This is a genomic window from Dietzia sp. IN118 (assembly GCF_032905965.1).
Classification (GTDB): Bacteria; Actinomycetota; Actinomycetes; order Mycobacteriales; family Mycobacteriaceae; genus Dietzia; species Dietzia kunjamensis.
Genome location: NZ_JAUMSR010000001.1, coordinates 1,639,572 through 1,650,225 on the forward strand (window position 1 = coordinate 1,639,572; position 10,654 = coordinate 1,650,225).

At 71.3% G+C, this 10,654-nt stretch carries 11 protein-coding genes; 10 read left to right on the forward strand and 1 reads right to left on the reverse strand.

Annotation, left to right across the window (positions count from 1 at the left end; all coding sequences use genetic code 11):
- The 3 genes from ruvX to Q2K20_RS07995 all read left to right on the forward strand — a co-directional run.
- A partial coding sequence (gene ruvX / locus Q2K20_RS07985) for a Holliday junction resolvase RuvX (RefSeq protein ID WP_410494185.1) occupies positions 1 to 486 on the forward strand: 486 nt, incomplete at its 5' end.
- A gap of 93 nt (positions 487 to 579) precedes the next feature.
- Entirely contained in the window at positions 580 to 1,752 is a 1,173-nt protein-coding gene (locus tag Q2K20_RS07990; RefSeq protein WP_182636054.1) for an endolytic transglycosylase MltG, read from the forward strand.
- Positions 1,742 to 2,581, forward strand: coding sequence for a shikimate dehydrogenase (locus Q2K20_RS07995; protein ID WP_269501485.1), 840 nt, complete (start codon positions 1,742 to 1,744; stop codon positions 2,579 to 2,581). Before Q2K20_RS07990 ends, Q2K20_RS07995 begins: the two co-directional genes overlap by 11 nt.
- 70 nt (positions 2,582 to 2,651) lie before the next feature.
- On the opposite strand, the gene Q2K20_RS08000 is transcribed toward Q2K20_RS07995, so the two are convergent.
- Positions 2,652 to 4,166 (reverse strand): flavin-containing monooxygenase, encoded by a 1,515-nt coding sequence (locus tag Q2K20_RS08000; protein WP_269501487.1) that lies wholly within the window; start codon positions 4,164 to 4,166, stop codon positions 2,652 to 2,654.
- Between the two features lie 70 nt (positions 4,167 to 4,236).
- Between Q2K20_RS08000 and Q2K20_RS08005 the strand changes: the two genes are divergently transcribed.
- The 7 genes from Q2K20_RS08005 (at position 4,237) to nusB (ending at position 10,599) form a co-directional block, all read left to right on the forward strand.
- Complete coding sequence (locus Q2K20_RS08005) at positions 4,237 to 5,310, forward strand: AraC family transcriptional regulator (protein WP_096905421.1); 1,074 nt, start codon at positions 4,237 to 4,239, stop codon at positions 5,308 to 5,310.
- Positions 5,311 to 5,336: 26 nt separating this feature from the next.
- Complete coding sequence (aroC, locus tag Q2K20_RS08010) at positions 5,337 to 6,551, forward strand: chorismate synthase (RefSeq protein WP_120283332.1); 1,215 nt, start codon at positions 5,337 to 5,339, stop codon at positions 6,549 to 6,551.
- The gene (locus Q2K20_RS08015) at positions 6,548 to 7,096 is read left to right on the forward strand and encodes a shikimate kinase (protein WP_096905423.1); all 549 of its coding nucleotides are present in this window, start codon (positions 6,548 to 6,550) and stop codon (positions 7,094 to 7,096) included. The genes aroC and Q2K20_RS08015 overlap by 4 nt, the downstream gene beginning before the upstream one ends.
- Positions 7,097 to 7,154: 58 nt before the next feature.
- Positions 7,155 to 8,282, forward strand: a complete 1,128-nt coding sequence (gene aroB / locus Q2K20_RS08020) for a 3-dehydroquinate synthase (RefSeq protein ID WP_269501493.1) — start codon at positions 7,155 to 7,157, stop codon at positions 8,280 to 8,282.
- Positions 8,279 to 9,379 (forward strand): aminopeptidase P family protein, encoded by a 1,101-nt coding sequence (locus Q2K20_RS08025; protein ID WP_269501495.1) that lies wholly within the window; start codon positions 8,279 to 8,281, stop codon positions 9,377 to 9,379. The genes aroB and Q2K20_RS08025 overlap by 4 nt, the downstream gene beginning before the upstream one ends.
- A gap of 75 nt (positions 9,380 to 9,454) precedes the next feature.
- On the forward strand, positions 9,455 to 10,018 hold the full coding sequence (gene efp, locus Q2K20_RS08030) for an elongation factor P (protein ID WP_067717936.1): 564 nt from the start codon (positions 9,455 to 9,457) through the stop codon (positions 10,016 to 10,018).
- Positions 10,019 to 10,020: 2 nt separating this feature from the next.
- On the forward strand, positions 10,021 to 10,599 hold the full coding sequence (gene nusB / locus Q2K20_RS08035) for a transcription antitermination factor NusB (RefSeq protein ID WP_132061343.1): 579 nt from the start codon (positions 10,021 to 10,023) through the stop codon (positions 10,597 to 10,599).
- Positions 10,600 to 10,654 lie beyond the last annotated feature (55 nt).

Sequence of the window (10,654 nt, forward strand, 5' to 3'; positions counted from 1 at the left end):
GGGCCCGCCGGGCCAGCCGGGCCCGCCACGTCCGGCGGCGGCTGGACCCGCGGGCGCCGACTCGGACTGGACGTGGGCACCGCCCGCATCGGTGTGGCCTCCTGTGACCCCGACGGGATCCTCGCCACCCCGGTCGAGACCATCCGGGTCACGGACGGCGACCCCGGGTGGGCCACCGAACTCCGGCGTCTCGCCGAGCTCGTCGAGGAGTACGACGCCGTGGGTGTGGTGGTCGGCCTGCCCACCTCGCTCAAGGGCCGGGAGACCGCGTCCACCGCGATGGCCCGCTCGTTCGCCACCGCCCTGACGGCCGGGGCGCCCGACCTGCCGGTGGACCTCGTCGACGAGAGACTGACGACGGTGACCGCGAGTTCGGCACTGCACGGCGCCGGCCGCAACACCCGGAAACAGCGCGACGTGATCGACCAGGCGGCCGCCGTGGTCCTGCTCCAGGCCTGGATCGACTCGCGGCACGCCCGCCGATGAGCGACCCCCCGGCCTGCCCGCCTGGATAAACTGGCCGACGAGCACGATGCTGTCCGCGGGACAGCTCCCCTGACACCATGACCGAGGAGCACGATGTCTGCGGCACGAGGACGCTCACGTACAGGAGCCACCACGAGGTTCATCCTCCTGGCGGCCGTGATCGGGGTGGTCCTCGCCTTCGGCGTGATGGTCTACCGCAACCAGAACACCGAGGTCGCGGCGGCGCCGGACTTCGACGGGCAGGGCAGCGGGAACGCGCTGCTGCACGTGGAGCCGGGGGACACCCTGGGGGTCGTCGGGGACCGCCTCTACGACATCGGCACCGTGGCCAGTACCCGCGCCTTCACGGGAGCGGCGGCGGGGACGCCCGTCGAGGGCATCCAGCCCGGCTACTACCAGGTGCGGCAGGAGATGAGCGCCGCCGCCGCGGTGGACGCGCTGGCGGACCCGCAGAACCGCGTCGGTTTCGTCGAGGTCAAGCCGGGCGGCCGGTTGCTCGACACCGTGGTGGTCGGCGGTGGCAGGGAGAAGGGCATCTACACCCTGATCGCCGACGCCACGTGCCTCCGCGATCTGGACGAGCCCGAGGCCGCCCCGATGTGTCGGCAGCCCCAGGAGATCGTCGACGCGGCCGTGCAGGCCGACCCGGCCGAACTCGCGGTCCCCGACTGGGCCATCGACGAGGTCCGGGGCGCCCCGGACCCGGTCCGTCGCCTCGAGGGGTTGATCGCCCCGGGGGTCCACAACATCAACCCGCAGTCCGAGCCCGTCGAGATCCTGCGTCAGCTCATCGACGCCTCGACCGCCTCCTACGACGAGACCGGACTCGTCCCGGCCGCAGACCGTATCGGTCTCACCCCCTACGAGGTGGTCACCGCCGCGTCGCTGGTGGAAAAGGAGGGCAAGCTCCAGGACTTCGACAAGGTCGCGCGGGTCATCCTCAACCGCCTCGCCGAGCCCATGCGTCTCCAGTTCGACTCCACGGTCAACTACGCTCTCGCCGACCAGGAGATCGCCACCACCGACGCCGACCGGGCCGAGGTGACCCCGTGGAACACCTACGCGATGGACGGACTGCCCTACGGGCCGATCGGTTCACCGGGTCTCGACGCACTGCGCGCGATGGAGAACCCTGCCGACGGGCAGTGGAAGTACTTCGTCACGGTCGACATGGAGGGCACCACCAGATTCGCGGACGAGTACCCGGAGCACGAGCGCTATCAGAGCGAGGCCATCGCCAACGGAGTCCTCGCCAGTGGTCGCTGATCCCACGGGCGCACCGCGCTCGGCGGCCGTCCTGGGGCACCCGGTGGACCACTCGCTGTCCCCGGTCCTGCACGGTGCCGCGTACCGGGCGCTCGGCCTCGACGACTGGACCTACGAACGCATCGACTGCGACGCCGAACGACTGCCGTCTGTGGTCGACTCGTCGCCCGCCGACCGCATCGGTTACTCGGTCACGATGCCCGGCAAGTTCGCCGCGCTCGCCCACGCCGACGAGGTGAGTGAACGCGCCCGCATCGTCGGCAGCGCCAACACGCTCGTCCGGCGGGCGGGCGGCTGGTTCGCCGACTGCACGGACGTCGACGGTGTGACCGGGGCGCTCGCCGCCTTCGGGGACCTCCCGGACCATCCGACGGCAGTCGTCCTGGGCGTGGGGGGAACCGCCAGACCGGTTCTCGCCGGGCTCGCCGAGGCCGGCGCCACGCAGGTGGTCCTGACCTCCAGGCGCGACAACGCCGGGCCGGCGGCCGACTGCGGACGGGCCCTCGGGCTCGGGGTCCGCACCATGGGCCTCACCGACCCGGAACTGATCGGGGAGATCACGCGGGCCGATGTTCTGATCAACACCGTCCCCGAACCCGGCGTGCGGGAGCTCACCGACCTGGTCGCCGGCGCCCGACGGGTGTTCGACGTCCTCTACGACCCCTGGCCCACCGCGGCCGGCGCAGCAGCCCAGGCCGCGGGCATCCCCGTGGTCGGTGGCGACGTGATGTTGCTCCACCAGGCCTTCGGTCAGGTGGAGCTGTTCACCGGGCACCCGGCGCCGCGCGGGGAGATGGCCGCCGCGCTGTCGCAGGCGCTCGGTCGCTGACCGCGCGGACACGGAGACGCGGGGACACGGGGACGCCCACCGTGCCGGAGCCGCACGGCCGGATGATCGGTCAGATGCCCGAGGGCTCCGTGGCGCGACGGGGGGCGACCGTCTCGAAGTCGGCCGGGTCCGCGGTCCGGGTGCGACGCTGGTACTCGTGCACCAGCCCCGGCCAGTTCGTCGTGATCCGGCCTGAGTCCGCCTTGTACCAGGAGTCGCAGCCGCTCCACACCGACGCACCGAGGCGGCGCATGATCTCGTCGTCGTAGGCCTCGTGCACCTCGCGACGGACGTCCACGGCCACCGTCCGATCCGCCCGAGCCAGTTCCTCGACCACCTGGCGGATGTACCTCGCCTGCTGTTCGATCATGAGGATGATCGAGCTGCTCCCGAGATTGGTGTTGGGTCCGTAGATCACGAACATGTTGGGGAAGCCCGGCACGGCCATCCCGAGATACGCGCGCGCACCCTCTCGCCACTGCTCGTGCAGGTCCCGACCGCCGCGTCCACGCACGGTGATCGGTGCCAGGAAGTCGGTGGCCCGGAAACCCGTGCCGTACACCACGACATCGACGGGACGCACCCGTCCGTCCGCGGTGACGATCCCCTCGGGGACGACCTCGGCGACGGTGTCGGTCACCACGTCGACGTTCGGCTGCGCGAGAGCGGGGTACCACTGGTTGCTGAACAGCATCCGCTTGCACCCGATCGGTTCCGTCGGGGTGAGGGCCTCGCGCAGCCGGGGGTCGCGGACGGTGAGCCGCAGATTGGCGCGGGCGAGCCCGCCGAGGATCCTGGCGAGCGGCCGCGCGGAGGTCAGTGCCAGGCCGATGACCTCCGTCGTCTCCCAGATCGTGCCGCGCATCGCGGTCATGAGGCCGGGGACACGGGCGAACGCCGCCCGGTGGGCGTCCGTGTAGGCGCGGTCCGGTTTGGGCACCACCCACGGCGCTGAGCGTTGGTAGACGGTCACGTGCGCGGCCACCTCGCGGATGCGGGGGACGAACTGGATGGCCGAGGCCCCGGTGCCGAGTACCGCGACCCGCGTACCCGTCAGATCGACATCGTGCCGCCACTCGGCCGAGTGGAACGACGGGCCGGCGAACGTCTCCGACCCGGGGATGTCCGGGTAGGCCGGACGGGACAACTGACCCACCGCGGGCACGAGCACCTCGGCCTCGAACGACTCGCCGGAGGCGGTGTGCACCGTCCACGTGGCGCTGTCGTCGTCGAACTCCGCGGAGGTCACCTCGATGCCGGTGCGCACGAGCTCGCGCAGGCCGTACCTGTCGGCGGTCTCCCGGATGTAGGACAGGATGTCGGGTTGCTCGGCGTAGCGACGGCCCCAGTCCGTCCTGCGGTGGAAGGAGTACGAGTAGAGGTTCGACGGGACGTCGCAGGCCGCTCCGGGGTAGGTGTTGTCCCGCCACACCCCTCCGACGTCGTCGGCCTTCTCCAGGATCGTCACCTCGGCCAGGCCGTCACGGGTGAGCTCGTAGGCGGCGCCGAGGCCACCGAATCCGGCTCCGATGATGATCACGCGCGGTCGTCGCCGCCGGGTCCCGGGGGAGGAGGAAGAAGTCATGTCGTGACGGTAGTGCCCCGGCCCCGCGTGGCCGCAGACATTCACGGACGAATAATCCATAATTCCGGACATGACCACCTGGGACGACCCCGCGGTCCCACACTGGGACTTCCCCCGCTCGGCCATCGGGATCGGCGTGCTCGTCGAGGCCGGGGACCGGCTCGGCGTGGAGGCCGGCCGGGTCCTGCAGGGGATCGCGCTCTCCCCGGCCGACCTCGCCACCCCCGATCTACTCGTGACGCCGGACCAGGAACTGACCGCGATCCGCAACCTCCGCGCCGCCGCGGGCGACCGGCCCGCCCTCGCCGCCGAGGTGGGCGCCACCTACCGGTTGACCACCTTCGGGATCTTCGGATACGCCCTGCTGTCGAGCCCGACGCTCCGCGACGTGATCGCCGTGACGCTCCGCTTCATCGACTTGAGCTACATCTTCAGCACGATCGGTGTGGAGTCGACGGGGGACAGGATCGTGGTGCGTCTGGAGGACACCGCGCTCCCGGACGACGTCCGCGAGTTCCTCGTGGACCGCGACCTGTTCGCGATCCACTCCGTCCTCGGCGAGCTCGTCCCCGGAGGTGTCCCGTTCACCGACATCTCCTTCGGTGGGGGGCGGTCATCCGGGACCCTGACCGCATACGGGGAACGGCTCGGCCTCATACCGTCGGAGTCCGACCACGGCGCCGGCGTCACGATGGTCTTCGACGCCGACCGCCTCGACGAACCGCTCCCACAGGGGAGCCCGGCGGCGGTGACGGTGGCCGAGGCCATGTGCCGCGACCTGGCCGCCACCCGCCGGACCCGGGGGCCGGTGAGCAGCCGGGTCCGCGTCGAGATCGCCGGTCGTCTCACGCAGGGGGCCTCCATGTCTTCGGTGGCCGCCGGACTGGGGGTCAGTTCCCGGACCCTGCGCAGGCACCTGTCGGACGAGGGCACGTCGTTCCAGCGGCTTCTCGACGACGTCCGGCTGGAACTGGCCAGGCGGATGCTGGCGACCGGTCTGCTGTCGGTGGAGGACGTCGCGTTGCGTCTGGGGTATGCCGAGGCCTCGAGCTTCATCCACGCGTTCCGGCGTCTCACCGGTGACACCCCGCACCGGGCCGTCGTCGCCTCGCGGGCGCGGCGGTCCGCGACGACCCGGGCCTGATGTGCCGGGCCATACCCCGACGTGGGATGATCGGCGACGTGCTGAAGTGGACCACTGCCGGAGAATCGCACGGCCAGGCCCTGGTGACGATCGTCGAGGGCGTGATCGCCGGGGTCGAGGTGACGAGCGACGAGATCGCCTCGCAACTCGCGCGCCGTCGCCTGGGCTACGGCCGCGGGGCGCGGATGAAGTTCGAGGCGGACGCCGTCCGGGTCCTCGGCGGCGTCCGCCACGGCCGGACCATGGGATCGCCGGTGGCGATCGAGGTCGGCAACACCGAGTGGCCCAAGTGGGAGCAGATCATGTCGGCGGACCCCGTCGACCCGGAGGCGATCGACGACAAGGCCCGCGCCGCCCGCCTGACCCGCCCGCGGCCCGGTCACGCCGACTTCTCCGGGATGCTCAAGTACGACTTCGACGACGCCCGGATGGTCCTCGAGCGCGCGAGCGCCCGGGAGACCGCCGCCCGCGTCGCGGCCGGGACGGTCGCCCGTGCGGTGCTGCGGGACGTCCTCGGCGTCGAGGTCCTCTCGCACGTCATCTCCATCGGTGCGTCTGAGCCGTACGTCGGTCCCGAACCCGGGTACGCGGACCTCGAGGACATCGACGCCAGCCCTGTGCGGGCCTTCGATGCCGCCGCCGCGGAGTCGATGATCGCCGAGATCGAGGCCGCGAAGAAGGCCGGGGACACCCTCGGGGGCGTCGTCGAGGTGGTCGTCCACGGCCTCCCGATCGGTCTCGGCTCCCACGTGTCCGGCGACGATCGTCTCGACGCACAGCTCGCCGGCGCCCTCATGGGCATCCAGGCCATCAAGGGTGTCGAGGTGGGGGACGGCTTCGAGACCGCGCGCCGCCGTGGCAGCGTCGCCCACGACGAGATGGTCCGCGGTGACGACGGCGTCGAGCGTCGTAGCAACCGGGCCGGGGGCCTGGAGGGCGGCATGACCAACGGTCAGCCCCTGCGGGTACGGGCAGCGATGAAGCCCATCTCCACGGTGCCCCGTGCGCTGAGCACGGTGGACATGGAGGACGGATCCGCGGCCACAGCCATCCACCAGCGGTCGGACGTGTGTGCGGTTCCGGCGGCGGGCGTCGTCGCGGAGTCGATGGTCGCCCTCGTGCTGGCCCGCGCGGTCCTGCAGAAATTCGGTGGCGACTCGCTGGCGGAGACCCGCCGGAACGTCGGCGGATACCTCGACGCGGTCGCCGAGCGGCTGGACTGGGCGACGGACGAGGCATGAGCGAGCCGGCACGGCCGGTCGCCGTGCTCGTGGGACCACCCGGTGCCGGCAAGACGACCATCGGCCGCAAGCTCGCCCGGCGGCTCGACGTGCCGTTCCGCGACGCCGACCACCTCATCGAGGAGGCCGAGGGCCGGTCCATCCCCGAGATCTTCGCCACCGACGGCGAGCCGCACTTCCGCGAGATCGAGGAGCGGATCATCGGTGACGCGCTCACGTCGTTCGACGGCGTCCTGTCCCTGGGGGGCGGGGCGGTCCTGTCGGCGGTGACCCGGCGACGCCTGCGAGGCCACCGGGTCGTCCACCTCACGATCGGGGTGGCCGAGGGGGTGCGCCGATCCCAGGGTCCGGGTCGCCCGCTGTTGGCCGGGGGCGACGTCACAGCCCGGTACCAGGCACTGCTGACCGAACGCTCGCCGCTGTACCGGGAGGTCGCCTGGACCACCGTGAGCACCGAGCGGCGCAGTTCGGGCAAGGTGGTGACGGACATCGTCGACAGGCTCCACTCCGGCGACCCGCACCTGCGGGGCGGCGTTCGGAGATGAGTGACGACCAGACGCGTAGCGACACGAGTGCGACACGAGCGATGAGCGGGAGCAGCAGATGAACCAGGACGAGAACACCACCGAGCCCGTCGTCGTGGAGGTGCGCGCCGCGGACCCGTACCCCGTGGTCATCGGCCGGGGCCTGCTCCCGGAGATCCTCGAGGCGTGTTCGTCCTCGCGAACCGTGGCGATCTTCTACCAACCGCCGCTGGCCCAGACCGCCGAGGCGCTCCGCGAGAAGCTCGCCGACGCCGGCATCGACGCCCACCGGATCGAGATCCCGGACGCGGAGGCCGGCAAGGACTTCGCCGTCGCCGGGTACTGCTGGGACGTCCTGGGCCAGATCGGGTTGAACCGCAAGGACACCGTCGTGAGCCTCGGCGGGGGCGCGGCCACCGACCTCGCGGGCTTCGTCGCCGCCACCTGGATGCGTGGCGTCCGGGTCGTACACATCCCCACCACCCTGCTGGCGATGGTCGACGCCGCGGTCGGTGGCAAGACCGGAATCAACACCGATGCCGGGAAGAACCTGGTGGGCTGCTTCCACGAGCCCGCCGCCGTGTTCATCGACACCGCGACGCTCGAGACCGTCCCGCACAACGAGTTGGTCTCCGGAATGGCCGAGGTGGTCAAGTGCGGCTTCATCGCCGACCCGGAGATCCTCGACCTCATCGAGGCGGATCCCGCTGCGGCGCTCGATCCGGGCGGCGACACGATCGTCGAGCTCATCCGCCGCAGCGTGCAGGTCAAGGCCGACGTGGTCGGCCAGGACCTCAAGGAGTCCGGCCTGCGGGAGATCCTCAACTACGGCCACACCCTCGGCCACGCCGTGGAGCGTCGCGAGCAGTACCGGTGGCGTCACGGCGCGGCGATCAGCGTCGGGATGTGCTTCGTCGCCGAGCTCGCCAGGCTGGCGGGTCGACTGGACGACGCGACGGCGGACCGTCACGCCTCCGTCCTCGCGTCCCTCGGACTTCCCACCGGGTACGACGAGGACGCCTTCCCGCGGTTGCTCGAGCTGATGGCCGGCGACAAGAAGAACCACTCGGGTTTCCTGCGCCTTGTCGTGCTGGACGGACTGGCCCGCCCGTCGCGCATGGAGGCCCCGGACCCGTCGCTCATGACGGCGGCGTACGCCACCATCTCGGAGGGCCGCAAGCCCAGCGGTGGAGGGATCCTGCTGTGATCGAGCGTCTCGCCCCACGTCGCCGCGCCGTCGCCGCCGCCCTCGCCGACGTCGGTGCCGACGCCCTGTTGGTGACCGATCCACGGAACATCGCCTACCTGACCGGGTTCTCCGGGTCGGGTGGGGCCGTCCTGGTGGAGGACGACGGCGAGGCGGTCCTCTGCACGGATTCCCGCTACAAACTCCAGGTCGTCGAGCAGGCCCCGGACGTGGGCCACGTGATCTCGCGCGAGTACGTCGCCGGCGTCCTCGGTCGTCGTCGCGGACCCGCCGACGCCCCGCTCGCCGTCGAGGCCGATCAGCTGACCCTGTCCGCGGCCGCCGGCCTGCGCCGTGCGCTCGCGGCGACCGGGGGAGCGGACGCCCGGATAGTGGAGACCAGCGGGCTGGTGGAGACGGTGCGCCGCGCCAAGGATCCCGACGAGCTCGCCCTCGTCGCCAGGGCGTGCACGGTGGTCGACGAGGCGTGGACCCACGTGCTGGGCAGCGACCTGGTGGCGGCCGGTCGGACCGAACGAGAGGTCGCGGCGGACCTGGAGCACGCGATGCGGCGGGCCGGTTCGGACGGCGTGGCGTTCGAGACGATCGTGGCCTCCGGACCCAACGGAGCGCACCCGCACCACGTTCCCGGGGACCGGGTCTTGGCGGAGGGCGACCTGGTGGTGGTGGACTTCGGAGCCACGGTCTCGGGGTACGCGTCCGACTGCACCCGCACGGTCGCGTTGGGGACCGCCCCGGACCGTCTGGTGGAGGCCTACGAGGTCGTCCGCCGAGCTCAGATCGCGGGGGTCGAGGCCGTCCGCGCCGGCGTCCCGTGCGCCGAGCTCGACGCCGTCAGCCGCGACATCATCACCGACGCCGGGTTCGGCGAGCACTTCGGCCACTCGCTGGGGCACGGGGTGGGGTTGGACGTGCACGAAGCGCCCGCGGTGTCGACCCGGTCCACGAGTACACTGTCCGACGGCGATGTGATCACCATCGAGCCGGGGATCTACCTCCCGGGCCTCGGCGGGATCCGAATCGAGGACACCGTGGCCGTCACCGGCGGTGGCGGACGGTCCCTGACCACCACGTCGAAGGACCTCAGGGTGCTCTGAGGATCCGACCCACGATCATGCGCGCGACGCCGCCCCCGGCTGCGGCGCGGACGACTTCCCGAAGGAGTACCGATTATGGCGTCCACCGCCGATTTCAAGAACGGCCTCGTCCTCAAGGAGGAGGGCCAACTCTGGCAGATCACCGAGTTCCAGCACGTCAAGCCCGGCAAGGGCCCCGCGTTCGTGCGGACCAAGATGAAGAACGTGGTCAGCGGCAAGACCATCGACAAGACGTTCAGTGCCGGCGTGAAGGTGGAGACCGCGACCGTCGACCGGCGCGACATGACCTTCCTCTACCGCGACGGCGAGGACTACGTCCTCATGGACGAGAAGGACTTCGAGCAGATCAACGTCACGCCGACCGTGATGGGTGACGGTGCCCGCTTCCTGCTCGAGAACACCTCGGTCCAGGTCTCCATCCACGAGGGTGTCCCGCTGTTCGCCGAGATGCCGGTCGCCGTCGACCTGCTGGTCCAGCACACCGACCCGGGCCTGCAGGGCGACCGTTCGACCGGTGGCACCAAGCCGGCGACCCTCGAGACGGGTGCCGAGGTCCAGGTGCCGCTGTTCATCAACACCGGCGACAAGCTGCGCATCGACACCCGTGACGGCCGCTACCTCAGCCGGGTGAACGACTGATCATGTCGGAAGACGTCGACCACCGCCGTCGCGGATCACGCTACCGGGCGCGCAGGCGCGCGGTCTCGCTGCTGTTCGAGGCGGAGCTACGTGACGCGGACGTGGTGGCGCTCGCCGAGGAGCGTCGGCAGATGGGCGAGGACTCCCAGGAGTTCCACGACGTCGCGCCCTACACGATGGAGATCGTCACCGGCGTCGCCGAGCGGCTCGACCGCCTCGACTCCACCATCACCGAGCACCTGAGGGAGTGGACGCTGGAGCGGCTGCCCGCCGTCGACCGCGCGGTCCTGCGCGCCGGTGCGTGGGAACTGCTCTTCAGCTCGGACGAGGTGGACGCCGCCGTCGTGATCGACCAGGCGGTCCTTCTGGTGTCCGACCTGTCCGCGGAGAAATCGGTTCCGTACGTCAACGCGGTCCTCGACCGCGTGGCCGGCCTGGCCCAGCACATCAGGGCCGCCGAGCGGGCCGTGGCGGGCCTGGACACCCCGCCCGCCGACGCTGCCTCCGAGGCCGCCGGCGACGCGCCCGGAGACGTGTCGGAGGCCACGTCCGCCGATCCCGGAACGGACACCGGGGACTGATAGAGTTCAGGACCGAAAGCTATCCCTTTAACGAGCCGTCCAGCGAGGCGGACAA

Excerpts from the sequence above, each read along its gene's own strand:
- Q2K20_RS07990 (WP_182636054.1), top strand. The coding sequence starts at position 580 with ATGTCTGCGGCACGAGGACGCTCACGTACAGGAGCCACCACGAGGTTC.
- Q2K20_RS08000 (WP_269501487.1), bottom strand. The coding sequence starts at position 4,166 with ATGACTTCTTCCTCCTCCCCCGGGACCCGGCGGCGACGACCGCGCGTG.
- Q2K20_RS08005 (WP_096905421.1), top strand. The coding sequence starts at position 4,237 with ATGACCACCTGGGACGACCCCGCGGTCCCACACTGGGACTTCCCCCGC.
- aroC (WP_120283332.1), top strand. The coding sequence starts at position 5,337 with ATGATCGGCGACGTGCTGAAGTGGACCACTGCCGGAGAATCGCACGGC.
- Q2K20_RS08015 (WP_096905423.1), top strand. The coding sequence starts at position 6,548 with ATGAGCGAGCCGGCACGGCCGGTCGCCGTGCTCGTGGGACCACCCGGT.
- aroB (WP_269501493.1), top strand. The coding sequence starts at position 7,155 with ATGAACCAGGACGAGAACACCACCGAGCCCGTCGTCGTGGAGGTGCGC.
- efp (WP_067717936.1), top strand. The coding sequence starts at position 9,455 with ATGGCGTCCACCGCCGATTTCAAGAACGGCCTCGTCCTCAAGGAGGAG.
- nusB (WP_132061343.1), top strand. The coding sequence starts at position 10,021 with ATGTCGGAAGACGTCGACCACCGCCGTCGCGGATCACGCTACCGGGCG.